The organism is Mediterraneibacter sp. 210702-DFI.3.120 (assembly GCF_020561005.1).
GTDB classification, from domain to species: Bacteria; Bacillota; Clostridia; order Lachnospirales; family Lachnospiraceae; genus Mediterraneibacter; species Mediterraneibacter faecis.
In genome coordinates this window covers 107,468-134,171 of the sequence record NZ_JAJCNG010000001.1, presented here as the reverse complement: position 1 = coordinate 134,171, position 26,704 = coordinate 107,468, and the positions used below count along the sequence as shown (strand labels likewise).

29 protein-coding genes and 1 other annotated feature are annotated in these 26,704 nt (G+C 43.4%); of the genes, 26 read left to right on the top strand and 3 right to left on the bottom strand.

Going from position 1 to position 26,704, the window contains the following annotated elements; genetic code table 11:
* The first annotated feature begins 119 nt into the window (after positions 1-119).
* The 23 genes from LI162_RS00670 to sigF all read left to right on the top strand — a co-directional run bounded on the left by LI162_RS00670 (position 120) and on the right by sigF (position 21,514).
* Positions 120-932 (top strand): class II aldolase/adducin family protein, encoded by an 813-nt coding sequence (locus LI162_RS00670; protein WP_020436524.1) that lies wholly within the window; start codon positions 120-122, stop codon positions 930-932.
* A 28-nt stretch (positions 933-960) separates the two neighbouring features.
* On the top strand, positions 961-1,482 hold the full coding sequence (locus LI162_RS00665; RefSeq protein WP_227155453.1) for a GlcG/HbpS family heme-binding protein: 522 nt from the start codon (positions 961-963) through the stop codon (positions 1,480-1,482).
* A complete protein-coding gene (locus LI162_RS00660; protein WP_227155451.1) occupies positions 1,473-2,861 on the top strand; it encodes an aldehyde dehydrogenase family protein in 1,389 nt (462 codons plus the stop codon). The genes LI162_RS00665 and LI162_RS00660 overlap by 10 nt, the downstream gene beginning before the upstream one ends.
* A gap of 14 nt (positions 2,862-2,875) precedes the next feature.
* The gene (locus LI162_RS00655; RefSeq protein WP_015528233.1) at positions 2,876-4,090 is read left to right on the top strand and encodes a zinc-dependent alcohol dehydrogenase; all 1,215 of its coding nucleotides are present in this window, start codon (positions 2,876-2,878) and stop codon (positions 4,088-4,090) included.
* Between the two features lie 11 nt (positions 4,091-4,101).
* A complete protein-coding gene (locus LI162_RS00650) occupies positions 4,102-4,452 on the top strand; it encodes a BMC domain-containing protein (protein ID WP_015528232.1) in 351 nt (116 codons plus the stop codon).
* Between the two features lie 18 nt (positions 4,453-4,470).
* Positions 4,471-4,746 (top strand): BMC domain-containing protein, encoded by a 276-nt coding sequence (locus LI162_RS00645; RefSeq protein WP_009003872.1) that lies wholly within the window; start codon positions 4,471-4,473, stop codon positions 4,744-4,746.
* A gap of 34 nt (positions 4,747-4,780) precedes the next feature.
* Positions 4,781-5,065 carry a BMC domain-containing protein gene (locus tag LI162_RS00640; protein WP_020436527.1) on the top strand — a complete coding sequence of 95 codons (285 nt, stop codon included), beginning with the start codon at positions 4,781-4,783 and terminating at the stop codon, positions 5,063-5,065.
* A 145-nt stretch (positions 5,066-5,210) separates the two neighbouring features.
* Entirely contained in the window at positions 5,211-5,489 is a 279-nt protein-coding gene (locus LI162_RS00635) for a BMC domain-containing protein (protein ID WP_054751816.1), read from the top strand.
* Positions 5,490-5,602: 113 nt separating this feature from the next.
* Positions 5,603-6,256, top strand: coding sequence for a phosphate propanoyltransferase (pduL, locus tag LI162_RS00630; protein ID WP_015528228.1), 654 nt, complete (start codon positions 5,603-5,605; stop codon positions 6,254-6,256).
* Positions 6,250-6,516, top strand: coding sequence for a EutN/CcmL family microcompartment protein (locus tag LI162_RS00625; protein WP_015528227.1), 267 nt, complete (start codon positions 6,250-6,252; stop codon positions 6,514-6,516). The genes pduL and LI162_RS00625 overlap by 7 nt, the downstream gene beginning before the upstream one ends.
* 7 nt (positions 6,517-6,523) lie before the next feature.
* Complete coding sequence (locus tag LI162_RS00620) at positions 6,524-7,870, top strand: SLBB domain-containing protein (RefSeq protein ID WP_015528226.1); 1,347 nt, start codon at positions 6,524-6,526, stop codon at positions 7,868-7,870.
* A complete protein-coding gene (locus tag LI162_RS00615) occupies positions 7,863-8,411 on the top strand; it encodes a BMC domain-containing protein (protein WP_015528225.1) in 549 nt (182 codons plus the stop codon). Before LI162_RS00620 ends, LI162_RS00615 begins: the two co-directional genes overlap by 8 nt.
* 80 nt (positions 8,412-8,491) lie before the next feature.
* On the top strand, positions 8,492-9,262 hold the full coding sequence (locus LI162_RS00610) for a DeoR/GlpR family DNA-binding transcription regulator (RefSeq protein WP_015528224.1): 771 nt from the start codon (positions 8,492-8,494) through the stop codon (positions 9,260-9,262).
* A 12-nt stretch (positions 9,263-9,274) separates the two neighbouring features.
* A complete protein-coding gene (locus tag LI162_RS00605; RefSeq protein WP_117579170.1) occupies positions 9,275-10,423 on the top strand; it encodes a 1-propanol dehydrogenase PduQ in 1,149 nt (382 codons plus the stop codon).
* Positions 10,424-10,611: 188 nt separating this feature from the next.
* Positions 10,612-11,406: a glucosaminidase domain-containing protein gene (locus LI162_RS00600; RefSeq protein WP_227155449.1), complete on the top strand. Its 795-nt coding sequence runs from the start codon at positions 10,612-10,614 to the stop codon at positions 11,404-11,406.
* A 132-nt stretch (positions 11,407-11,538) separates the two neighbouring features.
* Positions 11,539-11,816 (top strand) — a binding site (T-box leader).
* Positions 11,817-11,952: 136 nt separating this feature from the next.
* The gene (locus LI162_RS00595; protein ID WP_226901040.1) at positions 11,953-14,598 is read left to right on the top strand and encodes a valine--tRNA ligase; all 2,646 of its coding nucleotides are present in this window, start codon (positions 11,953-11,955) and stop codon (positions 14,596-14,598) included.
* A 147-nt stretch (positions 14,599-14,745) separates the two neighbouring features.
* The gene (locus LI162_RS00590; protein ID WP_226901041.1) at positions 14,746-16,965 is read left to right on the top strand and encodes an LTA synthase family protein; all 2,220 of its coding nucleotides are present in this window, start codon (positions 14,746-14,748) and stop codon (positions 16,963-16,965) included.
* Entirely contained in the window at positions 16,962-18,260 is a 1,299-nt protein-coding gene (locus LI162_RS00585) for a bifunctional folylpolyglutamate synthase/dihydrofolate synthase (RefSeq protein WP_196020170.1), read from the top strand. Before LI162_RS00590 ends, LI162_RS00585 begins: the two co-directional genes overlap by 4 nt.
* Positions 18,261-18,266: 6 nt before the next feature.
* On the top strand, positions 18,267-18,416 hold the full coding sequence (locus tag LI162_RS00580; RefSeq protein WP_167549861.1) for a hypothetical protein: 150 nt from the start codon (positions 18,267-18,269) through the stop codon (positions 18,414-18,416).
* 20 nt (positions 18,417-18,436) lie between these two features.
* Entirely contained in the window at positions 18,437-19,936 is a 1,500-nt protein-coding gene (locus LI162_RS00575; protein WP_196020171.1) for a tetratricopeptide repeat protein, read from the top strand.
* Between the two features lie 101 nt (positions 19,937-20,037).
* Complete coding sequence (locus LI162_RS00570) at positions 20,038-20,349, top strand: STAS domain-containing protein (RefSeq protein ID WP_020436535.1); 312 nt, start codon at positions 20,038-20,040, stop codon at positions 20,347-20,349.
* On the top strand, positions 20,349-20,816 hold the full coding sequence (gene spoIIAB / locus LI162_RS00565) for an anti-sigma F factor (RefSeq protein ID WP_196020172.1): 468 nt from the start codon (positions 20,349-20,351) through the stop codon (positions 20,814-20,816). The genes LI162_RS00570 and spoIIAB overlap by 1 nt, the downstream gene beginning before the upstream one ends.
* Positions 20,795-21,514, top strand: a complete 720-nt coding sequence (sigF, locus tag LI162_RS00560; RefSeq protein WP_015528215.1) for an RNA polymerase sporulation sigma factor SigF — start codon at positions 20,795-20,797, stop codon at positions 21,512-21,514. The genes spoIIAB and sigF overlap by 22 nt, the downstream gene beginning before the upstream one ends.
* A 3-nt stretch (positions 21,515-21,517) precedes the next feature.
* Here sigF and LI162_RS00555 read toward each other — a convergent pair whose 3' ends face one another.
* The 3 genes from LI162_RS00555 to LI162_RS00545 are packed head-to-tail and all read right to left on the bottom strand — an operon-like array spanning position 21,518 to position 22,885.
* A complete protein-coding gene (locus LI162_RS00555) occupies positions 21,518-21,937 on the bottom strand; it encodes a stage V sporulation protein AB (RefSeq protein ID WP_196020173.1) in 420 nt (139 codons plus the stop codon).
* Positions 21,934-22,572 carry a stage V sporulation protein AA gene (locus tag LI162_RS00550; RefSeq protein WP_196020174.1) on the bottom strand — a complete coding sequence of 213 codons (639 nt, stop codon included), beginning with the start codon at positions 22,570-22,572 and terminating at the stop codon, positions 21,934-21,936. The genes LI162_RS00555 and LI162_RS00550 overlap by 4 nt, the downstream gene beginning before the upstream one ends.
* Positions 22,562-22,885 (bottom strand): hypothetical protein, encoded by a 324-nt coding sequence (locus LI162_RS00545; protein WP_054751603.1) that lies wholly within the window; start codon positions 22,883-22,885, stop codon positions 22,562-22,564. The genes LI162_RS00550 and LI162_RS00545 overlap by 11 nt, the downstream gene beginning before the upstream one ends.
* Positions 22,886-23,194: 309 nt before the next feature.
* On the opposite strand from LI162_RS00545, the gene LI162_RS00540 reads away from it, so the two are divergent.
* From LI162_RS00540 to xylB, 3 genes are read left to right on the top strand one after another with little or no spacing between them, the layout of a single operon-like run.
* A complete protein-coding gene (locus LI162_RS00540; RefSeq protein WP_015528212.1) occupies positions 23,195-24,046 on the top strand; it encodes a class II fructose-bisphosphate aldolase in 852 nt (283 codons plus the stop codon).
* A gap of 43 nt (positions 24,047-24,089) precedes the next feature.
* The gene (locus LI162_RS00535) at positions 24,090-25,163 is read left to right on the top strand and encodes a LacI family DNA-binding transcriptional regulator (RefSeq protein WP_195941608.1); all 1,074 of its coding nucleotides are present in this window, start codon (positions 24,090-24,092) and stop codon (positions 25,161-25,163) included.
* 13 nt (positions 25,164-25,176) lie between these two features.
* Positions 25,177-26,694, top strand: coding sequence for a xylulokinase (gene xylB / locus LI162_RS00530; RefSeq protein ID WP_227155447.1), 1,518 nt, complete (start codon positions 25,177-25,179; stop codon positions 26,692-26,694).
* Positions 26,695-26,704 lie beyond the last annotated feature (10 nt).

Genomic DNA, 26,704 nt, shown 5'->3' with positions numbered 1-26,704 from the left:
TCACAAGAAACAACAAAAACAACGGCTGTTCAAATTGACTAATGTGGGATTGTGTGGTAAAATAAGTTAAGAAACAACACAAAACAAAAGTTTTGACACGATTCCAAGGAGGAGAAAAAATGCAAAACGAATACGAAATCAAAAAAGAAATGTGTGAAATCGGAAGAAGAGTTTACAACCGTGGAATGGTTGCAGCTAATGACGGAAACTTTTCTGTAAAACTGAACGACCATGAGTTCCTGTGTACACCAACAGGTGTCAGCAAAGGATTCATGACACCAGAGTACATCTGTAAAGTAGATGAGAATGGTAATGTTCTTCAGGCAAATAAAGGATTCAGACCATCTTCAGAAATTAAGATGCACATGCGTGTGTACAGAGAGAGACCAGACGTTCAGTCTGTAGTACATGCTCATCCACTGTACGCTACAACATTCGCTATCGCTGGTATTCCGCTTACACAGCCAATCATGCCAGAAGCAGTTATCGCTCTTGGATGTGTTCCGATCGCTAAATACGGTACACCTTCTACAATGGAGATTCCGGACGCTATCGAGCCATACCTTCAGCACTTTGATGCAGTTCTTCTTGAGAACCACGGAGCACTTGCTTACTCAGACAGCCTTCTGAGCGCATACCACAAGATGGAGTCTCTTGAGTTCTACGCACGTCTGTTATGGCAGTCCATGCAGGTTGGCGGACCTCAGGAACTGAACGATGAGCAGGTTCAGAGACTGTACGAACTGAGAAGACAGATGGGACTTCCAGGAAAACACCCGGCAAACCTTTGCCCGAACGCTAAAGCTGGTAAGCCAAGCTGCCATTCATGCGGTGGAAACTGTGGCGGATCTTCAGCAGCAGCTCCAGAAGGAACAGATGCTGATCTTGTAGCTTCTATCACAAAGAAAGTTATGGAACAGCTGGGAATGTAATCTGACAGATTAGTAAAGGAGCAATGCTATGAATGAGCAGGAAATTACCAGTGCAGTTCAGGCTGTGCTGGATCAGATGAAGGAAGCAGCTCCACAACATACACACAAACATGTCTGTAAATGCAAAAAGCATCAGATGACATTGAAGCTTGCCAATACCTTGATTGAAAAAGTTAAGGCAGAAGCGGCACGTGTGGGCGTGAATGCGGTTGTAGCAGTTTCCGACAAGGCAGGCAGACCTGTAGCCGTCCAGTGTATGGATGACGCCTACATAGCGAGCTTTGACATTGCGTTAAATAAGACATATACTTCCGCGAGCCTTAAGATGTCCACAGCAGAGTTAAGTCAGTTGAGTCAGCCGGGACAGCCGTTATACGGAATTCAGTTTACGAATGACGGTAAGATCGTGATCTTCGGGGGTGGAGAGGTACTCGAAGCTGATGGCAAGATCGTCGGTGCACTCGGAGTCAGCGGTGGAACTGCTGAGCAGGACACAGCAATCGCAGCTTACGGAAAACAAGTCTTCAAGGAGGTATTAGAGTGTCTATAAATGAACAGATGGTTCAGGACATCGTACAGGACGTTCTTGCAAAGATGCAGATCGCTTCTGATGTACAGGGAGACCGTGGAGTATTCAAGGACATGAACGAGGCCATTGAGGCAGCGAAAGAGTCCCAGAAGATCGTTTCCAGGATGTCACTGGATCACAGAGAGAAAGTTATCTCCAACATCCGTAAAAAGATCAAGGAGAACGCAGAAATCCTGGCCCGTATGGGAGTTCAGGAGACTGGCATGGGAAATGTCGGACATAAAATTTTAAAACACCAGCTGGTAGCTGAGAAGACTCCGGGAACAGAGGATATCACTACACAGGCATGGTCAGGAGACAGAGGTCTTACATTGATCGAGATGGGACCGTTCGGGGTAATCGGAGCGATCACACCTTGTACAAACCCAAGTGAGACAGTTCTCTGTAACACAATCGGAATGTTCGCAGGTGGAAATACAGTAGTATTCAACCCACATCCGGCAGCAATCAAAACATCAATCTACGCAGTTAATCTTCTGAACGAAGCATCTGTTGAGGCTGGTGGACCGGACAACATTGCTTGTACAGTAGAGCATCCGACACTTGAGACAAGTAACATCATGATGAAACATCCTGCAATTCAGCTGATCGCTGCAACAGGAGGTCCGGGAGTTGTTACAGCAGTTCTTTCTTCAGGAAGAAGAGGAATCGGAGCTGGAGCAGGTAACCCACCGGCACTCGTTGATGAGACAGCAGATATCCGTAAGGCAGCTGAGGACATTGTAAACGGATGTACATTTGATAACAACCTTCCGTGTATCGCAGAAAAAGAGATTGTTGCAGTTGATTCTATCGCTGATGAACTGATGCACTACATGGTAAATGAGCAGGGATGCTACCTGGCTTCCAAGGAAGAGCAGGATGCACTGACAAATGTAGTTCTTGCAGGCGGAAAGCTGAACAGAAAATGTGTTGGACGTGATGCAAAGACACTGCTTGGAATGATCGGAGTTACAGTTCCGGACAATATCAGATGTATTACATTTGAAGGACCAAAGGAACATCCGCTGATCGCAACAGAGCTTATGATGCCAATTCTTGGTGTAGTAAGAGCGAAAGATTTCGACGATGCTGTAGAGCAGGCTGTATGGCTTGAGCATGGCAACAGACATTCCGCTCACATTCACTCCAAGAATGTAGATCGTATTACAAAATATGCAAAAGCAATTGACACAGCAATTCTTGTTAAGAACGGACCATCCTATGCGGCACTTGGATTCGGAGGCGAAGGCTTCTGTACATTTACAATTGCCAGCAGAACTGGTGAAGGACTTACAAGCGCAAGCAGCTTCACAAAGAGAAGACGTTGCGTAATGACAGACAGCTTATGTATAAGATAACGGAGGTATAGACAATGGAAATGAATTCTGCTAATGTAGAAGCTGTTGTAAAACAGGTACTTGAGAGCATGCTGGAAAAGAAAGTTCCAGAAGCAGCTCCGGCACAGAAAGCAGCAGGAAATGAAATTCCAAAGACAGCTCATGTAGCTATGCTTACAGCACTTGAGCATTTTGAGATCAAAGAGTATCCGATGCCGGAAGTTGGTGACGGAGATATTCTTGTTAAAGTTGAAGGATGTGGTGTTTGTGGAACAGACGCTCACGAATTCAAGAGAGACCCATTCAGTCTTATTCCTGTAGTACTCGGACATGAGGGAACAGGTGAGATCGTTAAGATGGGTAAAAACGTTAAAGTTGACAGCGCTGGAAAAGCTCTGAATCTTGGAGATAAAGTTGTTACATGTATGATCTTCAAGGATGATCCGGAGATCACAATGTACGACCTCAACAAACAGAACGTAGGCGGAGCTGATGTATACGGACTTCTTCCGGACGATGATGTTCATCTGAATGGATGGTTCTCAGATTACATCCTGATCCGTGAGGGATCTACAGTATTCAACGTAAGTGATCTGGATCTGAAATCCCGTGTACTGATCGAGCCATGTGCAGTACTTGTACATGCAGTAGAAAGAGCTAAGACAACAGGAATCTTAAGATTCAACAGCAGAGTTGTTGTTCAGGGATGTGGACCGATCGGACTGATCTGTATCGCAGTTCTTCGTACAATGGGTATTGAGAATATCGTAGCTGTAGACGGAGAGCAGAAGAGACTTGACTTTGCTAAGAGAATGGGAGCTGAGAAGTCAGTTAACTTCAAAGATTTCCAGGGAATCGATGCACTTGCACAGGGAGTAAAAGATGCATTCGGCGGACATGCTGCTGACTTCGCATTCCAGTGTACAGGATCACCGATCGCTCATGCAAACATTTACAAATTCATCCGCAATGGTGGTGGACTTTGTGAGCTTGGATTCTTTATCAATGGTGGAGATGCAACAATCAACCCACACTTCGATCTTTGCTCAAAAGAGATCACACTGGTTGGCTCATGGGTATACACTCTGAGAGATTATGCAACTACATTTGATTTCCTTAAGAGAGCAAAAGCAATCGGACTTCCGATGGATGATCTGATCACACACGAGTTCCCACTCGAGCAGATCAATGAGGCTCACCAGACAAACCTGGCTATGAAAGGTCTTAAGATTGCAATCATCAACAAATAAGGTGAGAGAGTATGGAAGCAGTAGGTATGCTGGAAGTATTTGGACTTGCAACAGCATTTGCAGCGGCTGACGCCGGATGTAAAGCAGGAAATGTAAGACTGGAGAACTTCGATAAAAATAAACCTGCGAATGCAGACGAATTGCCTGTACCGTTGATCGTAATGGTCAAGTTCCGCGGACAGGTTGCAGATGTGGAGGCAGCACTTGAGGCTGCTACAGCGAAAGCAGAGTCAATGACAGGAATTGTCACAAAGTATAAGATCTCAAGACCGACTGAGGATACTGAGAAGATGCTTAAGCTTAACGCATTTGATAAAGGAACACCACACAAAGTAACAGACGAAGAAGTCGAAGAAATTTAGGAGGATATTACAATGGCAATGGCACAGCTTGCATTAGGAATGGTAGAAACAAGAGGACTTACAGCAGCAATCGAGGCTGCAGATGCAATGACAAAAGCAGCAGAGGTTACACTCGTAGGAACAGAGAAGATCGGATCCGGACTTGTAACAGTTATGGTTCGTGGAGATGTTGGAGCTGTTAAAGCAGCAGTTGAGACAGGTGCTGACGCAGCTGGAAGACTTGGAGAGCTTGTAGCTACACACGTAATCCCAAGACCACACAACGACGTTGAGAAGATCCTTCCTACAGTATAGTTTGAAGTCAAACAGCTAGAAAAGGAGCAGTCTCATGGGAAAAGCGTATGGATTCTTTGAAATCCCAAGTGTTACGGCAGCAGTGGTAGCCGTGGATATCATGTGCAAGACTGCTGATGTGCAGTTCGTTACATGGGAGAAAAAACTGGGTGGAAGACTTGTCACGATCATAATTCGTGGTGATGTATCCGCAGTTGCGCAGGCCATTGAAGCTGCCGAGCAGAATGGAATCAAAAAACCAGTGAGCACAGTAGTGATCCCAAGTCCTCATGAGGAGATCTTGAGAATCATTAACACAAGTGTAAACAAGGTTGTATAGGAGGCAGCTACAGATGGCAGACGAAAAAGAAAAGAAAACAACAACAGCCAAAGCGCCAGCCAAAACTGTACGCAGAGTAAGAAAGACGGCGCAAAAGGCAGAAACGGTTCAGAAGAAACCGGAAGTTCAGAAGGAGGAACGCAGAATGTCACAGGAAGCATTAGGAATGGTTGAAACAAGAGGACTTGTAGCATCTATCGAGGCAGCAGATTCAATGTTAAAGGCTGCTAACGTAGCACTCGTTGGAACAGAGAAGATCGGATCTGGTCTTGTAACAGTTATGGTTCGTGGAGACGTTGGAGCAGTTAAATCAGCAGTTGAGTCTGGAGCAGAGTCAGCAGGAAGACTTGGAGAGCTTGTAGCTACACATGTAATCCCAAGACCACATACAGATGTTGAGAAGATTCTTCCACAGATCAAATAATAGTCAAAGGTAAATAAAACCGGTACTTTTAGGGGATTAAGCGCCGGGCGCTGATCCCCTGAGAGTGCTTAAATAAGTAAGTGGAGCAATCCACTTTGCGAGGAGACACAAATATGGATAACAGTAATGTGGAATTAATTACAAAAATGGTTCTCGAAGCAGTAGAGAAAAAGAATGCTGCTCAGTCTGGAGAAGGTTTTCTCGTTCCAATCGGAGTGTCCGCAAGACATATCCATCTCACACAGGAGCATGTCGAGATTCTGTTTGGAGAAGGCTACCATCTTACAAAGTTCAAAGAACTTATGGGTGGACAGTTTGCATCAAACGAAAAGGTTACAATTGTTGGTCTTAAATTAAGAGCAATCGAGAATGTAAGAGTTCTTGGACCAGTCAGAAAGAATACTCAGGTAGAGATTTCTGCAACAGATGCAATCAGCCTCGGTGTAAAAGCACCAATCAGAGAATCAGGAAATATTGCAGGAAGCGCACCAATCGCGATCATCGGACCAAAAGGTGCGGTGTATCTGAACGAGGGATGCATTGTTGCGAAGAGACATATTCACATGGCTCCGAAAGATGCGATGGCAGCAGGAGTTCATGATGGTGATATCGTATCTGTAAAAGCAGATAATGAGAGAGGAACCATCTTTAACAACGTACAGATCCGTGTAGATGACAGCTTTACACTTGAGATGCACATCGATACAGATGAAGCAAATGCAGCGCAGATTAAGAGCGGGGATACCGTGAGGATTGTATCATGTTAATGGGAAAAGTTGTTGGCAGTGTTGTATCAACACGCAAGAATGAAAACTTAGTCGGAAATAAATTCATGATTGTAGAAGTGGCAGATCATATGCGTCAGGGAGCAAAACAGATCATTGCAATCGATAAGATCGGCGCAGGAATCGGCGAATACGTTCTGGTTGTACAGGGAAGTGCTGCGAGAATCGGAAGTGGTATGCCGGAAGCACCAATCGATGCTGCAATCGTTGGAATTATTGACGAAGGATTAGGACTGGAGTAGTGAAATTATGGATATGAAAGAATTAAGCAGCATATTGCAGCAGAACGGTATCGTTGGTGCTGGTGGTGCAGGCTTTCCTACATATGCTAAATTAGATGAACGTGCAGAGACAATCATTCTGAACTGTGCAGAGTGTGAGCCACTGCTTCGACTTCACAGACAGCTCCTTGAGAAATATGCAAAGGAGATCATTGATACATTTCATATGATCGGCGAGACAGTCGGTGCGAAAGAAGTCATCATTGGTATTAAGAAAGCTTACACAGCAACGATCGAAGCTGTAAAGGCCGTTATGGGACAGTATCCGGAAGTAAGACTTGGACTGTTGGATGAAGTATATCCGGCAGGTGATGAGGTTGTTCTTATTTATGAGACAACAGGTAAAGTTGTAAGACCGGGCGGACTTCCAATCGAAAGCGGCGTAGCTGTATTCAACGTAGAGACAGTTTACAATGTATACAGAGCACTGAATGAGAAGACACCCGTTGAGGACAAGCTTGTATCAGTAGTAGCTGAGGTAGAGCACCCGATCACAGTACGTGTTCCGATCGGAACACCACTGGAAGAAGTAGTAGCTCTTGCCGGCGGTGTGACTACAAAAGATGCAGTTTACTTCGTTGGTGGACCTATGATGGGTAATATCGGAACAGGAGCGCAGCCTGTTACAAAGACAACAAATGCAATCCTTGTTCTTCCGAAAGACCATCACATCATTCAGAAGAAATTAAAGAAAAACTCAATTGATATGAAGAGAGCAGCAGCTTGCTGTTGCCAGTGTACAATGTGTACAGACTTATGTCCAAGACATCTGTTAGGACATCCGATTGAGCCAAATAAATTTATGCTTGCAGCAACATGCAAGGATGTACAGGAGCCGAACATCTTCATCAATACGTTGTTCTGCTCATCCTGCGGACTTTGTGAGATGTATTCCTGTTTCCAGGGACTTTCACCAAGAAGTCTTATGGCAGAGTACAAGGGAGGTCTTCGTGCAAACGGAATCCGTCCTCCGAAAGTAGAAGCAAAACCTGTAGGACCGGAAAGAGAATACAGAAAAGTTCCGATGGAGAGACTTATGGCGCGTCTTGATCTTACGAGATATAACCGTGAAGCACCGCTTGATGAATCAGCAGTGCCGGTTAAGACAGTACGTATTCTGTTAAGTCAGCATATTGGAGCACCTGCTTCTGCAATTGTGAAAGCAGGCGACATGGTAACTAAAGGACAGATGATTGCTGAACCAGGAAAGGGATTAAGCGTTGGAATCCACGCATCCGTGAATGGTTTAGTTACAGAAGTAAATGAGAAATATATTGTCATAGAATCTCAGGAAGGACGTGCAGGCAATGAGTAAGGCTATTGGAATGGTAGAATATAAGACTGTTTCAGCAGGTATTACCGCAGCTGATGCTATGGTAAAGACTTCTGAAGTCAGCATAATCGAAGCACAGACAGTATGTCCGGGCAAATATATCGCGATCATTACAGGTGACTTAAGTGCCGTTAAAGCAGCAGTGGATAATGCAAAAGAGATGCATGGTCTTCACCTGATCGACAGTTTTGTGCTCGGTAATCCGCACGAGTCCATCTTCCCGGCAATCTACGGTGCTGCACATATTGAAGACGTATCCGCTCTTGGTATTATGGAGACATACGATGCATCTTCAATTATTGTAGCTGCTGATGAGGCTGCGAAGACGGCTATCGTTGATTTGATCGAGCTTCGTATCGCACGTGGTATGTGCGGAAAATCCTACATGCTGCTCACTGGTGAAGTGGCTGCTGTAGAAGCTGCAATCGAAAAAGCTAAGGAAGCAATCAAAGATAGAGGAATGTTCCTTGACTCTTCCGTTATTGCTCATCCGGATGCTCAGATTCGCGACGCAATCTTATAATGAACTCTGCTTTAATGTCTGAGGGAATTATAGTTCAATACCAGTAACATTCTATTGGACTTAGGACAGGAGGCAGTTAGATGCTTGCGATAGAGAGAAGAAATGAAATATTAGAAAAACTGCAGAACGACAGAAGAGTCGTAGTAAGCGAACTGAGTCAGATTTACGAGGTTTCCGAGGAGACAATCCGAAGAGACCTCGATAAACTGGTTCAGGACGGTTTCGCCATAAAAAGCTATGGCGGTGCCGTGATCAATGAAAATGTGAATATCGAGCTTCCGTTCAACATCAGAAAGAATCGCAATATTGTTGGTAAACAGCATATTGCGGAACTGGTGAGTGAACAGATCAAAGATGGGGATAGCATCATGCTTGATGCAAGTTCTACAGCAGTGTATGTTGCAAAGACGCTTCTCGAACAGGGAAAGAAGAATCTTACCGTACTTACAAACTCTGTGGAGATTATCATAGAGCTTTTTGGGGCGCAGGATTGGAAGGTTCTCTCTACCGGAGGAGAGTCAAGAGAAGGATCCTTTGCACTGGTAGGTTATCAGACAGACCGGATGCTTCGATCTTATCATGTAGATAAGGCAATTATCTCTGCAAAGGGAATCGATATGAACGCTGGACTTACAGATTCAGATGATCTGCATGCGAATAATAAGCGAACAATGCTGACAAGAGCAAAAGAAAAAATTCTTGCTGTAGACAGCAGTAAGTTCGATCAAGTAGCATTTGCTGAGATAGGTTCATTAGATCAGATCACAACTATAGTTACGGATGCAAAGCCGGAAACAAGATGGCTTCAGCATTTTGATAAGATTGGTGTAAAATGTATCTATCCAAAGTAAGGAAGGGCAGTTATGAAAAGCTTTCAGATTAAAACTAGAGTAAATTTTGGAGATAATGCGCTGGATCGACTGGCAGAAGTGCCATATAAGAAGATCCTGATTGTTACAGACCCATTTATGGCGAAAAGCAAAAATCTGAACCTGATTCTCGATCCAATCAAAAAAGCAGGTAAGGAATATGATATCTTTCAGGATATTGTTCCGGATCCACCGATTGAGAAGATCAGTCTCGGTGTTAAGAAAATGCTTGAATATAAGCCGGATGCAATTGTTGCAGTTGGTGGCGGATCAGCAATTGACTCCTCCAAGTCAATCCGTGAATTTGCACTTCGCGTAGATCATTACGCAGAGGTAGGGCTGATTGCAATTCCAACAACAAGCGGTACAGGATCAGAGGTAACTTCATTTGCCGTTGTATCAGACCCGGCAGAACAGAGAAAATATCCACTTGTATCCTGGGAATTGACACCGGACGAGGCAATCCTCGATGCAGAACTTGTAAAGAGTGTGCCACCGGCGATTACAGCAGATACAGGAATGGACGTATTTACACACGCACTTGAAGCATGTGTAAGTACAGCTAGAAGCGATTTCTCAACAGCACTTGCAGAGAAATCGATCGAGTTGGTTGGAGTATTCCTTCTCAGAGCATATCTGGATGGAAATGATACTCATGCACGTCAGAAGATGCATTCCGCATCCTGTCTGGCAGGACTGGCATTCAACTCAGCATCTCTCGGACTGAACCATGGTATGGCTCATCAGTTAGGTGCAAAGTTCCACATCCCACACGGACGTGCGAACGCAATGCTTCTTCCACATATCATTGAATTCAACAGTGATATCAATAAACATAGTAAGAGTCAGAAAGAATATCTTCCGGCTGTTAAGCGTTATGCAACCGTAGCTCAGATCCTTGGACTGAGCAGCTACAATGAAATTATGACAGTCAGATCCCTTGTAAACTGGGTACAGTTTATGTTAAAAGAGATGGATATTCCGCTGTCAATCTCTCAGATGGGTACAATCTCAGAGGAAGAGTACTTCAATGCAATCGACAGTATGGCAGATGCCGCACTCGAGGATGGATGTACAGCAACAAACCCGAGAGTACCAAATAAGGAAGATGTTATTGAAATCTACAAGAAATTGTGGAAATAATAAGTGTAAAAAGAAGTAAAAAGAAGCTGCGTATTGTAGCTTCTTTTTTTACACTCTCTTTTGCTTCTATTTTTAGGCATGTTTTTAAAGTTCTCGGATAACGGTACCTATTTATTAATTGAGTGTTATCTGAAAGAATTGTTGTATATACTATATCAAATACCTGGGAAATGGACAGGAAGCGTGAAATGAAATTACCTATTTATATAGAAGCAGCAATGGGAGTTTTTCTGGTAGTGATTTTGGCAATGGCAGGAAGAAACGGAATGATTCCTCAGAACCAGAAAAATAATGTTATGAAACAGTCAGAAGTAGAACAGAAATCAGATTCTGACATGCAAAACGAAAAGGAAGCAGTTGCGGAAGAGGCAACAGATTCGATAGAAGAAGTTGCACAGACTGACAGCGTAGCAATAACAGCACAGATGTGTTCTCCGGCCGGACAGTATCCGGTCATGGGGGAGAGTGTTGTTACGGTGGATGAACTTGCAGATTATTTCAATCAATCGGGATACGAATATCCGTCAGAAGAACTGGCAAAAGGTGGAGCAGATACCATAGAAACATTCTGCCAGATCTACTGTGAAGAAGCAGAGGCAGAAGATATCCGGGCAGAGGTTGCATTTACCCAGGCAATGAAAGAGACCGGCTTTCTTCAGTTTGGTGGAGATGTAAGTATTGAACAGTTTAATTTTGCCGGAATAGGAACAACCGGGGGAGGAGTGCCGGGGAATTCTTATCCGGATGTCAGAACAGGAGTGCGGGCACAAATCCAGCATCTGAAGGCCTATGCGACAGATGAACCGCTGAATCAGACTTGCGTGGATAACCGTTATGAATATGTGAAAAAAGCTTCCGCACCTTATGTACAATGGCTGGGACAGAAAGAGAACCCGGAAGGAGCCGGTTGGGCGACAGGAGAGAACTACGGGTATGATATTGCAGGGATGTTGCAACATTTACTTTTAAAAGAGCAAGGTTAAGAAGATATGGCTGGACTTCCGGCAGTGGTTATGATGTTTTAAGATTTCTTAAAGAAAGGGAAATCCCTTGACAAATCAGCCTTTGACAGCTATAGTAGTAACAGTTAAAAAGTATTTAACAACTATGTAAAGATACAGGTGTTGAAGAAGAGGAGTACGTCATTACTTCCCACAGAGAGAACCGTTCAGATTGCTAAGAGGATCTGGCTGTGAGACGGTTTGGAAAAAGGATGATGGAAGGTAGCTTCGGAGCCGGAATTCTGAAAGGTCGAAGAGGTTGGATAGGAGTTCCCGGAGTCGTTCACGTTACAGAACGAAGAGATGTATATGTAAAGAACAAGGTTAATACAAACAGTAACAAGTTCTTACAGATATAAATAAGGTGGTACCGCGAGATTTTCGCCCTTTACGTGAAGTAGAGGGCGTTTTCTAGTTATAGAAGAAAGAGATATCCACTTTAAAAACAGAGATATCCACTTTTAAAACAATGAGATTGTGGAAAACAATTACAAAATTAACATAATATGTGGAAAAAGGAGAACAATCATGAGCAAAGAACTCGCAAAGACTTACGATCCGAAACAGATCGAAGAGAAACTCTATGAGAGATGGTGTGAGAACAAGTATTTTCATGCTGAAGTAGACAGAAGTAAGAAACCATTTACAACAGTAATGCCGCCTCCGAATATTACAGGAAAGCTGCATATGGGACATGCACTTGACAATACACTGCAGGATATCCTGATCCGTTACAAGAGAATGGAAGGATATAACGCACTGTGGATTCCGGGAACAGACCATGCAGCAATCTCTACAGAGGTTAAGGTTACAAATCAGCTCAAAGAAGAGGGAATCGACAAGAAAGAACTCGGACGTGAGGGATTCCTTGAGAGAACATGGCAGTGGAAAGAAGAATATGCAGGAACAATCGAGAACCAGTTGAAGAAGCTTGGTATTTCCTGTGACTGGGACAGAGAGCGTTTCACAATGGACGAGGGATGTTCTAAGGCTGTAGAAGAAGTATTCATCAATTTATACAACAAGGGATATATTTACAAAGGTTCCAGAATCATCAACTGGTGTCCAAAATGTAAGACATCTCTGTCAGACGCAGAGGTAGAGCATGAGGATCAGGACGGAAACTTCTGGCACATTAAGTACCCGATCGCCGGAACAGACCGTTTCCTTGAGATTGCAACAACACGTCCGGAGACACTGCTTGGAGATACAGCGATCGCCGTTCACCCGGATGATGAGAGATACAAAGATATCGTAGGAAAGATGGCAATCCTTCCGCTTGTAAATCGTGAGATTCCGATCGTTGCAGATTATTATGTAGACAAAGAATTCGGAACAGGTGCTGTTAAGATCACACCGGCACATGACCCGAACGATTTCGAAGTAGGAAAGCGTCATAACCTTCCGGAGATCAACATCATGAACGATGATGCAACAATTAACGAGAAGGGTGGAAAATATGCAGGAATGGATCGTTACGAGGCGAGAAAAGCAATCGTAGCTGATCTTGATGAGCAGGGATACCTTGTAAAGGTTGTTCCTCACATGCATGCAGTAGGAACACATGACCGTTGTGGTACAACCGTTGAGCCGCTGATCAAACAGCAGTGGTTTGTAAAGATGGATGAGCTTGCAAAACCGGCGATCAACGCACTGAAGACCGGTGAACTTCGTTTCGTACCGGAGCGTTTTGACAAGATTTACCTTCACTGGCTTGAGAACATCAAAGACTGGTGTATCTCCCGTCAGATCTGGTGGGGACACAGAATTCCGGCTTATTACTGTGATGAGTGCGGTGAATTCGTAGTTGCGAAAGAAGCGCCGGAGAAATGCCCACACTGTGGATGTACACATTTCACACAGGATGAGGATACACTGGATACATGGTTCTCTTCCGCACTGTGGCCGTTCTCCACACTTGGATGGCCGGAGAAGACAGAAGACCTTGATTACTTCTATCCGACAGATGTTCTTGTAACAGGATATGACATTATCTTCTTCTGGGTAATCCGTATGGTATTCTCAGGATATGAGCATACAGGAAAAGCTCCGTTTAACACAGTACTGATTCACGGTCTTGTAAGAGACTCTCAGGGACGTAAGATGAGTAAGTCTCTTGGAAATGGTATCGATCCGCTTGAGATCATCGACAAGTACGGTGCAGATGCCCTGAGACTGACACTGATCACAGGAAATGCACCTGGTAACGATATGCGTTTTTACAACGAGCGTGTTGAGGCAAGCCGTAATTTTGCAAACAAAGTATGGAATGCATCAAGATTTATCATGATGAACATGGAGAAGAACGTTGTAGAAGAACCGGAAGACTTCATGCTGAAACCAGCAGACAGATGGATCCTTTCCAAGGTAAACAGTCTGACAAAAGAAATGACAGAGAACATGGATAAGTTCGAACTCGGTATCGCAGTTCAGAAAGTTCATGACTTTATCTGGGATGAGTTCTGTGACTGGTATGTAGAGATCGCAAAATATCGTATCTACCATGCGGAGGAAGATTCACAGTCCGCAAACTGTGCTCTGTGGGTACTTAAGACAGTACTTGGACAGGCACTTAAGCTCCTTCATCCATTTATGCCATTTATTACAGAAGAGATCTACGGAGCACTTGTACCGGAGGAAGAGTCACTGATGATGTCAAGCTGGCCGGTATACAGAGAAGATTGGGAATTCCCATATGCTACAGAAGTTATTGAGCATGTAAAAGCAATCACACGCGGAATCAGAAATATGCGTGCTGAGATGAATGTTCCGAATAACAAACGTACAAAGGTTTATATTATCAGCAGTGATTCAAAACTGCTTACAGCACTTGAAGTACTCAAGGAATCTGTAAAACCGTTGATGCTGGCAAACGATATTATTCTTCACTATGAGAAGAAAGATGTTGCTGATGATGCAGTATCTATCGTTGTTCCGGGAGCAACAGTTTACCTGCCGCTGGAAGACCTTGTAGACTTCGAGCAGGAGAGAGAAAGACTGAAGAAAGAGGAAGAGAGACTCAACAGCGAGATAAAGAGAGCACAGGGAATGCTTGCAAATGAAAGATTCACAAGCAAAGCACCTGCAGATAAAGTTCAGGCTGAGCGTGATAAACTTGAGAAATATACAAAGATGCTTGAGCAGGTAAAAGAGAGAATCGATAGTCTCAGATAACTGTGGGGGGAGAAAAGCTGCGAAAAAGCAGGAAACTGCAAACAGCAGTTTAGACACAGTATCAGGTATTAGACGGCAAAAAGTCGCACGGCAGAAAGGAGCTAAGATCCCATGCCGTGCATTTTGCCTATAAGAAAGAGGTTATAGATGAAGCGGATTCATATTAAAAAACCAGATATCAAAGGATTTTTTACAAAGGTCAAAAATCTGAAACCGGAAGATATCAAGAGACACTATCAGGAGAAAAAAGCAAGACGCCAGAGAATCCTGGAACAGAGAAGAAACAGTAAATTTGCGAAAAAGATGCAGCCGGTTTATAAGTGGATGAACAGATTTTCACTCGTCCTTCATTATCTGCTGGCCTGTGCTTTAAATTTTTTGATTGAGGTGATCTCAAGGCATTCCTTTTTTGAAGCATGGAGCTACATGACAGGAACACCGCTCGTGTTTCTGTTTAACGCATTTTTAATTTTTGCAACATTTATGATTGTTTATCTGTTCCGCAGACGTGTATTTGTCAGAATTCTTCTCAGTGTATTCTGGCTGTTTCTGGGAGCATGTAACGGATATCTGCTCCTGAAGCGAGTGACACCGTTCAATGCACAGGACTTGAAAGTTCTGTCAGATGCTTTGGAACTGACAAGCAATTACTTTAATGGTTTTGAGATCGTGATGCTAACCATTGGAATCGTTGCTGTTGTTTTGTGGGTGATTTCCATGTGGCGCCGCGGTGGGCAGTATACTGGAAAGATGCACCGCATTATTGCAGTGATCGCTGTTGTGGCATCCGGATTTGCCTATGTAGGACTTACTGATGTTGCAATCGACAAGCGAGTGATCTCAAATTATTTTGGAAATATCGCATTTGCTTACGAAGACTATGGATTCCCATATTGCTTCGCAGCAAGCTTATTTAATACAGGAATCAATCAGCCGGCCGGTTACAGTGAAGAGACGATGGCAGAGATCAACAAGGATGGATGTCTTAACGTGAGTGAGACAAGCCGTTCAAAAGAGGAACTGCCGAATATCATGTTTGTCCAGCTGGAATCTTATTTTGATCCGACAGAGGTAGAATGGCTGAGATTTTCCGAGGATCCGATCCCAAATCTCAGAAAGCTTTATGCTGACTATTCTTCCGGATATTTTAAAGTTCCATCTGTCGGAGCAGGTACAGCGAATACAGAGTTCGAGGTGCTTACCGGAATGAATATGCGTTTCTTCGGACCGGGAGAGTATCCATACAAGACTTATGTGAAGACGACACCTCTTGAGAGTGCGGCAAGTGCGCTTTCATCCCTTGGATATGGTGCAGAGGCGCTTCACAACAACGGCGGTAATTTCTACAGTCGTGCCAAAGTATACAACAACATGGGATTCGACCATTATACAAGTAAGGAATTCATGAATATCTTAAAGACGACTCCGAAGGGATGGGCGACAGACGATATTCTTGTTCCAAACATCATGGAGTCTTTGGACACAACAGACGGAACAGATTTTGTATGTACAATCAGTGTGCAGGGACATGGAGATTATCCGACAGAGCCGACCTTGGAAAATCCGGAGATCAATGTAACCGGAGTGGAAGATGAAGGCAAGAGAAATGCATGGGAGTACTATGTAAATGAAGTCCATGAGATGGACAAATTCGTTGGACAGCTGATCGATGCAATCGAGCAGAGAGGGGAACCGACAGTGCTCGTATTCTACGGAGACCATCTCCCGACACTTGGTCTGGAAGCAAAAGACCTGAAAGGAAAATATCTGTACAATACGAATTATGTTATCTGGGACAATATTGGACTGGAAAAGAAAGATGGGAATATCGCTGCTTACCAGATTATGGCAGAAGTCTTTGATCGTTTGGATATTCATACAGGAACTATTTTCAATTACCATCAGCAGAGAAGACAGACAAAGAATTATCTTGCTGATCTGGAATTACTCCAGTATGATATCATGTACGGAAAACAGTATGTATACAAGGACAGTGGAGCTCCAATCACAGAAGGACATATGGTCATGGGGGTAAAGGATGCGACGATCACCAGTGTTGTGGAGCAGCTGAAAGGAACTTATAGCATTTACGGAGAGAACTTTACAAAACAAAGTAAGGTCTATATCAACGGAGAGAAGCAGACAACAAAATTCCTGAACAATACAAGACTGGATCTGAAGGAGTCAGAAATCAAAGATGGCGATCAGATCATGGTTGCGCAGTGCGGTTCAAGCAATACAATCTTCCGTACATCGAAGACTTATGAATATACAGGAGGCCAGCTTGTAGAAGTGACAGACCAGGATACGGATGTTGAGAATGGAAGACAGGCCTTTGTAGAACAAAAGGAAGAAAAGAAAAAATGACCTATAAGGAAATCGTAACCTATATAGAAGAAATTCCGAGATTTACAAGAAAGCACTCTCTGGCTCATACCAGAGAGATGCTTCTGTTTTTGGGAAATCCGCAGAATGGAAAGAAGATCATTCATGTAGCGGGAACGAATGGAAAAGGTTCTGTATGCGCTTATCTGGATGCGATGCTCAGGGCAGAAGGAAAAAGCACCGGATTGTTTACTTCACCGCATCTGGTGAAAATGAATGAACGGATTGTTCTGAACGGAAAGCAGATCAGTGATGAGGGTTTCTGCGAAGTATTTGAGGAGACCATGCAGGCTGTCCGCAGGATGCAGGATGCAGGATTGGAGCATCCGACATTTTTCGAATTCTTATTTGCAATGGCGATGAAAGCTTATGACAGAGCAGGAATGGAATACATTGTCCTTGAGACAGGACTTGGAGGTCGGTTGGATGCAACAAGTTCTGTAGAACCGGTTGCCTGCGTGATCACATCGATCGGTCTGGATCATATGGAATATCTTGGTGATACAGTGGAACAGATTGCGGGAGAGAAAGCAGGAATCATCCGGCCGGAAGTTCCGGTGTTCTTTGCACAGACAGCACCGGGAAGTGATTCTGTAATTGAAAAAACAGCAGAAAAAGAAGGCTGTTTCTGTAAAAAAATAGGGAAAGATGCGTACGAAATTCTTGGAATTGAAGATAAACATATTGCATTTTCCTGCGCAAGTGCTTATTATGGAACTACCACGTGGAAATTAAATAATATTGGAACCTATCAGCCGGGGAATGCACTGCTTGCGATGGAAGTGATGCGTTATCTTTTCAAAGAAAACGGTCATCTACAAGAGTGGAGAACAGCACTTGCCAGGGTGAAATGGGCAGGAAGAATGGAAGAGATTCTTCCAAAAGTATACGTTGACGGAGCACATAATGTAAGTGCCATTCAGGCATTTGCAAGAAGTGTTCCGAAGAATCCAGATGGAAATATTATTTTATTTTCGGCGGTAAAAGATAAAGAATATGAAGAAATGATTTCGTATCTATGTAAACATGCTGATGCGGAAGAATATGTAGTAACATTGATCGACGGAGATCGTGCGACAGACGCACACATTCTGGGTGAACTGTTCCGGAAATATACAGAACAGCCGGTGACTGTGATTGAATCTGTCAAAGAGGCAATGCAGTATGTATTGCGGATTCAGGGGAGAAGAACGGTATATTGTCTCGGGTCTCTTTACCTGACAGGAATGATCAAAGAGATTATACAGGAATCTTTAAGCGGATGTGGGGAGGTTTGATTGCAGATGCTTAATTATGAAGAAGAACTCAAAAAATTCAAGCCAAGTCTCGAGGTGGACCAGATTGAGGAAGCTGTTTACAAGGAAGATCTGACAGATATGCAGGATATCGTAAAAGAGGTTATGGCAAAGAAAGAAAAAACGGTGAGAAGATAGAAAGATAGTGGTGGGTATAAATGGATTACACAAAGAAGATCATGTATCAGTCAAATTCCTGGTACAATGATGGACTGCGCAAAGCCCAGGTGAGAGATATGTCCGGGGCAATTGTTTCCTTGCAGCAGAGCCTGCAGTATAACAGGGAGAATATTGCGGCGCGGAATCTTTTAGGTCTTGTGTATTATGGCATAGGGGAAGTTTCAGAAGCTCTTGTGGAGTGGATCATCAGTAAGAATCTGTGCCCAAGAGACAATATTGCAGATTATTATATTAAAAATGTACAGAATTCAGCGAATGAATTAGAATCACTGAATCAGGCAATTAAGAAGTTTAACCAGTGTCTGGTTTACTGTCAGCAGAACGGGGAAGATCTTGCGATCATCCAGTTGAAACAGGTGATCGCGTCTCATCCGACATTTCTGAAGGCGTATCAGCTTCTGGCTCTGATCTATATACAGATGAATCAGAATACAAAGGCAAGACAGATTCTTATAGAAGCAAAGAAATTAGATACAACAAATGAACTGACACTGACCTATTTGCAAGAAGTTACAAAACAGCGTGGCAGATATGGGAAGAATGCAGAGAGAAGTTTCCGGAAACCAAAAAGTGCGACAGTAGAATACAGTCTTGGAAATGAGACGATCATTCAGCCGAAACGTTCTAAGATCCGGGATATGGCACAGCAGCTTGCATTTGCCAATATATTGATCGGAATGGTTCTTGGTGCTGCTTTGATCTGGTTTCTTGTTGCTCCGGCGGTGAATCAGAACCGCTCGGAGAAGTTGAATAATCAGATGCGTGCATACAGTGAACAAATCAACACACTGGAAGCACAGGTGAGTGCCCAGACAAGAACACTGGATCAGTATCGAACAGCCGGAGACGAGGCACAGAAAGCAGTTGATCAGGCAAAGGCAACATCTGACAGCTATGAGAAACTGCTTCAGGTTTCAAGTCAGAGCCGTTCCGGAGAATATAGTTATACGGATATGGCAGACGCGCTGCTTGAGATTACAAGAGATTCTCTTGGAGACAGTGGAAAAGAGATGTATGATACACTTTCTGATTCTATTTTCCCAACAGCATGCAGGAGAAGATATGCAGCCGGTGTAGATTCACTGGAATCAGAGGACTATGATCAGGCGATTGAGTACCTGACAAAGGTTGTGAAGATGGACGAAAGTTATAATGATGGACAGGCTATTTATCGTCTGGCACAGGCTTATCAGGGAAAAGGTGATACAGAGAATGCAAAGACCTGGTATCAGAAGATGGTAGATACTTATAATAATTCCAGATATATTGAGGATGCGAAAAAGCAGCTTGCAATTCTGAATGGAGATGCCAGTGCAGATACAAGTTCAGATACAAGTGCAGATAGTAGTTCAGATACAAGTTCAGATAGTAGTTCAGTATCAGAGGACTCAGAAAATTCCGATGACTCCAATAGCTATGATAATTCTCAGGATAATGGAGATTACGATAATTCTGACAATACAGAGGATGACGAATAAGATTACGAAGGAAAAGGATATGCGAAGAAGCATATCCTTTTTTAGCGTACGGATTCAGGTAATTAAACGGAAAATGAGAAAAGCAGGAGGCATGAAAATATATGAGATATCAGGTACAGGAAAATTGTCTGACGATCTATCTTCCAAGAGAGGTAGACCATCATAATGCAGATGAAATCAGGAAAGAAGCGGATGCAGTGATCAGCAGAAATCATATCAGATATGTGATCTTTGACTTTGACAGGACAGATTTTATGGATAGTTCAGGAATTGGAATCATTATGGGGAGGTATAAGACCGTCAGTCTGATCGGAGGAGAAGTCTGGGCGGTACATACGAACGAAAGAATCCGGAAGATTCTTACATTTTCAGGAGCAGCAAAGATTATGCAGATTTATGAGGGGGAAAAGTGATGGAGGCGAGTAATACACAGAATAATGAGATGGAGATCTGCTTTGACAGCAGATCAGAAAATGAGGGATTTGCCAGAGTATCGGTAGCATCCTTTTTAACACAACTTAATCCAACGGTGGAAGAAGTAGCAGATGTGAAGACTGCAGTGTCAGAAGCTGTAACAAATGCGATTATCCACGGATATGAACAGAGAGTAGAGAAAGTAAAGATACATTGTAGTATAGAAAACCAGCTTTTTACAGTAGAAATATCGGACCGTGGAAAAGGTATTGCAAATGTGGAAAAAGCAATGGAACCGATGTTTACAACAAAACCGGAGGATGATCGGTCAGGAATGGGATTTTCTTTTATGGAAGCATTTATGGATACTGTGGAAGTAGAGTCAAAGGTAGGGGAAGGAACCAGTGTAAAAATGACTAAGACAATAGGTAAAGGGAGCAGAATATGGACGACACAATCGCTTTAATCAGAAAGTCACACGACGGAGATAAAAAAGCGAGAGAAGAACTTGTTGAAAAAAATATAGGTCTTATCTGGTGCGTAGTAAAGCGATTTTACGGAAGAGGTGCAGAACCGGAAGACTTGTTTCAGATTGGAAGCATTGGACTGCTTAAGGCAATTGATAAATTTGATTTTTCTTATGAAGTACAGTTTTCAACCTATGCTGTTCCAATGATATCCGGAGAAATCCGGCGTTTTTTGAGAGATGACGGAATGATAAAAGTCAGCCGTTCATTGAGAGAGCTGTCCTATAAGAGTCTGCAGGCGAGAGAAAAGATGACCAGGATACTCGGGAGAGAACCGACATTGAAAGAGTTATCAGAAGAGCTTCAGATAGATTGTGAGGAGATCGTCCAGGCAATGGAGTCGTCAGTGGAGGTGGAATCCATATATAAGCCGATCCATCAGAAAGAGGGAAGCGAGATCCTTCTGATGGATAAGCTGGAAGAAAAAGACAGGCAGGAAGAAAAGGTGCTTGATCGGATTGTATTAAAAGAAGTACTGGAAACACTTGAAGCGAAGGAACGGACAATCATTTATCTGAGATATTTTGCAGGAAAGACGCAGGCTGAGATAGGAAAGAAAATGGGAATGTCTCAGGTGCAGGTGTCAAGGACAGAAAAGAAGGTGCTGGAGCGGATGCGGAAAGAAATGAAGCGGTAGAGTTTACCATCTTTTCCAAAAAAACAATCCCGCTCCGATTCCTTTCCCTAATGCAACCATTATCACAAACACCGCGAGATACCGGACAATCCTTGCCCGTCTCATAAAAATGGGAAATACATTCAAAATTTCTGCAAGTGCCATTGCCCAGCAACCAACAAAAATCCCTCCGAAAAGTCCATAAATTGCAAGAAATATCATCCTTCCCGGAAGATTAACTTCAAAAATCTGAAACAAGTTTCCAAGGATCGCACCAGCTGCTACCATATCTTCATAAATTAAAATATGATTGCCGGTATGGGTACGATCTGCAAAATCTGAGATCACACCAAGTTCCACAATGAAAGAAAAGACACCGCCAGCTACTACCATTCCGGCACTTAAACCAAGCAATGCCAGGAAAATTGTCTGCAACAAGTTCATTTTCCAACCTCCAGTTCTTTCTTTTGCCGTGCTGCATTTTCCACCAGAGTTGTCTGGATATCATTTTCATAAAGACGCATCTGTATTTCCATCGGTGTAGGATCTACTGTAAAGCGTTTCTTACCAAAGTGATTAAAAAATATTAGAATTCCGATTGCAAGCCCTATGGAATACGTGACTTCCAGAACAGAAAAACCATCTGTCTTCTTTCCCATGATCAGTTCATAAATCTGACCAAATAGCTTCGTTACCCCAACATCATTATTGAATGCCATGATCGAGAAGGCAGATCCAAAGAAAATCACTGCTGATACCAGCACTACTTTTAAAATGTGCCAGAGAAGAGGTGGTGTTTTCTGATTTTCATAAGTAACGATAATATCTGTTTCGCCCAGATTCTGAATCTCCAGCCGGGGATACTGTTCATGAATACAGGCAATGATTTTCAACACGGAAATTACATAGCGCTGTTCTTTTTCCTCCCGGATCTTCAAAATCCGCAAAGTTTTTACTTTCATCAGGATGGTCTTGTCTGAACACTCCATATTCAGGAGGTCTCCTAACATGACGTTTTGCTTTGATACCTCAACATTCCTGTCTGCTTTGAGATAAAGAGTTGTTGATTCAGATGCCATGGACGATCACCTCCAGTTTCTTATTCGGAGCAGAATATTTGTTACTGTTCACACGATGTGCGACCAGCAACGCATCTCGCCATTTTAAATCGCCTTTGGCGATGGGGCGAGATGCATTCAAGTCAAAACGCGCATCCTCCGTGTCAATCAGCGGAGTGATTGACACGGGAGTGAACAGTAACGAATATTTCACAAGATATCCTTCATCATTTTGCATTTTTTTCTGTCCATTCCAATAAAACAGACCAATAACAACTGCGCATAGTAAAAGGATTATTAAAGCAAACCATCTCTTTTTCGCTCTGTTTTTCATTTCATCAGACCTCCTGAAGTGTTTTTTTCTATTATTTGGTAACTGTTCAGAGCCAAGCAAAATTTCAAAAAACAGGTATAAAATGCTTGCATTTTTAAAACTGTTTTTGAAATTTTATTTGGCGGATACGCCACACCGACGAAATGCGTAGCATTTTGGAGGTTGGCTCTGAACAGTTACATTATTTGCAGCTTTAATAAAAATATACTTTTCGTTTTCATTATCTTGACAAGCAATAAATCCTGTACTAAAATAAACACATAAGCAAAACCGAAACGTTTCGGTTTTGAAAATAAGGAGGACGATACGATGCCATTAGTTACATCAGAAAAGATGCTTTTAGACGCAAAGAAGGATGGATACGCAGTAGGCGCATTCAATGTAGAGAATATGGAGATGGTTAAAGCAGTCATCGCTGCAGCGGAGGAGCTGAACGCACCGGTGATGCTTCAGACAACACCTTCTACTGTAAAGTACGGAACATTGGAGACATTTGCAGGAATCGTGAAAGCAGAAGCTGCGAAAACAAAGATCCCGGTATGCCTGCATCTGGATCATGGCAATAGCTTTGAACTTGCAGTTCAGGCAATGAAAGCTGGTTACACATCTGTTATGATCGACGGTTCCCACGAAGATTTTGAGAATAATATCGCAGTGACGAAGAAGGTTGTAGATGTAGCAAATGCATTTGGTATTCCGGTAGAAGCTGAACTTGGTAAAGTTGGCGGAAAGGAAGACGACCTTGAGGCTGATGCTGATACGAACACAGATCCGCAGGAAGCGAAAGAATTCGTAGAGCGCACAGGAGTTTCCTCTCTTGCAGTAGCGATTGGAACAGCGCACGGCTTTTATGTAGGAACCCCGGTTCTTGACAAGCCAAGAGTAAGCGCAATCAAAGAAGTTGTAGATGTTCCGCTCGTGCTTCATGGAGCTTCCGGACTGAGTGAAGAAGACGTAAGAGAATGTGTAGAGCGTGGAATGTGTAAAGTCAACTTTGCTACTGAGCTTCGTGTTGCATACACAGATGCCGTGAAGAAACTGCTTGAAGAGAAGCCGGAGACATTCGATCCGAAGAAACTCGGTGTTGTTGCGATGGAAGCTGTAAAAGAACAGGTGATCGCACGCATGAAGATGTGCGGATGTGATGGAAAAGCAAAATAAAACAAGTGATAGCTTACAAGATACAGAATAAGGAAATAAGTTTATGGGTGCAACGATGAAAGACATTGCCCGAGAGACAGGGCTCGGACTTGCAACAATTTCTTCTTATCTAAATGGAGGAAATGTGCGTGAGAAAAACAGAATCAAGATCGAAGAGGCAATTGAGAAGCTTCATTTTGAGGTAAATGAAGTTGCAAGAGGATTAAAGACAAACCGAACGAAGACCATCGGAATCATCTTACCCGAGTTGAACAACATTTTCTTTTCAGAGATCATTACAGCAGCGGAAGATTTATTAAGAAGTCATGGGTATGCGACGATGATCTGTGACTGCAGATCCGATGTGAAGCGAGAAGAAGAGGCCGCAGAATTCCTTCTTCACAGAAGAGTGGATGGCTTGATCATGATGCCAACCGGAGCAGAGAAGAAAGTATTTGATAGATTTAGAAAATCCGGAAGACCGGTTGTACTGATCGACCGAAGGATGGAGAACGGAGATTGTGACTGCGTTCTTGTAGACAATGAAGGAGCAGCGCAGAACGCAGTGAAACGGCTGATGAAAAAAGGGCATAAGAAGATTGGTATGATCACAGGACCGGATAATGTGTATACAGCAAGGGAACGTCAACGAGGATATGAGCTTGCGATACAAGAATCATCCAAAGCTAGATCAGCACAACAATCAGATTTAAAAGGCAAAACAGAAAGAACAGATACAAAACTTCTGGCAGATGGTAACTACACGATTGCCGGCGGAGCGAAAGCGATGCGCAAGCTTTACGAAGACAATCCAGATATGACAGCAGTCTTTATCTCCAACTACGAGATGACAGTCGGAGCAATGATGGAGATCAATGACCTTGGTATCAAAGTTCCAGAACAGCTGTCTGTGATAGGATTTGATAACATGGATTTTGCAAGAGCTGTAGTACCAAGATTGACAATCGTGACACAGCCAACGGAAGAGATTGGACAAGCGGCAGCAAATCTGTTATTGAGTCATCTCGAAGATAAGGATGAAACATCAGATAAAACATCAGACAAAATAGAAACAACAGAGACAATCTGGCTGAAAACCGGATTCGTAGAAGGAGAATCAGTGGCGGACATTTCATAAAGAGGAGGAGACCATGGGAGAATATTTATTAGGAATAGATATCGGAACCAGTGCCTGCAAGATTGCAGTCTTTGCAAAAGACGGAACCGTCAAGGCAACCGGAACCGGTGATTATCAGGTTTATTACCCACATCCTGGATGGGCAGAACAGAATCCGGAAGAATGGTGGAAAGCAGTTTGCGATGCAATCCCAAGGGTACTCGTAAAAGGAAATATTTCCCCGGAAGAGATTAAAGGAATCGGAATTGATGGACAGAGCTGGTCTGCGATCGCAGTCGATAAAGATGGAAATGTACTTACGAACACCCCAATCTGGATGGACACAAGAGCCACAGATATCTGTGAAGAATTCAATGAAAAGATTGGGAAAGACAAGATCTTCGAGCTTTGCGGCAACTCTTTGCAGCCATCTTATACAACTGCAAAGATCATCTGGTATCAGAGAAATCTGCCGGAAGTCTATGCAAAGACTTATAAGATCCTTCAATCCAACAGTTATATTGCATACAAACTGACCGGTGTGATGACACAGGATCTTTCTCAGGGATATGGCCTTCACTGCTTCGATATGAGAACAGGAACCTGGAATAAAGAGATGTGTCAGGAATTTGGATTTTCTTCTGAACTATTGCCGGAAATTCATGCCTGTCATGAAGTGATCGGTGAGGTAAATGAGAAAGCTGCGAAAGAAAGCGGACTGGCGGAAGGAACACCGGTCGTGGCCGGAGGACTCGATGCAGCATGTGGAACTCTCGGCGCAGGAGTGATCCACAGCGGAGAGACACAGGAACAAGGTGGACAGGCAGGTGGAATGAGTATCTGTACCGACCAGTATCGTGCCGATGAGCGGTTGATTCTTGGATTTCATGTCGTGCCGGATTGCTGGCTCTTACAAGGCGGAACAACCGGAGGCGGCGGAGTGATGCGCTGGCTTGAGCGGGAGTTCGGAGCGTACGAAAGAGAAGAAGGAAAACGTCAGGGAAAAAGCTCACTGGATTTATTTAATGAAGAGGCGGCAGCAGTAGCACCGGGAAGTGACGGAGTGATCTTCCTCCCATATATGTCCGGTGAGAGAACTCCGATTTGGGATCCAAACGCAAAAGGTGTCTACTACGGATTAGATTTCAGTAAGACAAAAGGACATTTCATCCGTGCGGCAATGGAAGGAACAGCCTATGCATTGAAGCATAACCTTGATGTTGCGGAAGAAGCCGGAGCGAAAGTAGAAGTCCTGCGTGCGATGGGCGGATCAGCAAACTCCTTGTTGTGGACACAGATCAAGTCTGACATCACAGGAAAACCAATTGTTGTTCCATCCTCTGACACAGCAACAACACTCGGTGCAGTGATTCTTGCCGGAGTCGGAATCGGAATGTACAAAGACTTTGACGAGGCAGTGAAGCTTACTATTGAAGAGAAGCGTTCCCACGAACCGAATAATGAAAACAGAAAAGTTTACGATAAAAATTACGAAACATATATAGAACTTTATAAACAATTAAAGGAAACTATGGCGAAAAACCATGAATAAGAAATAAATT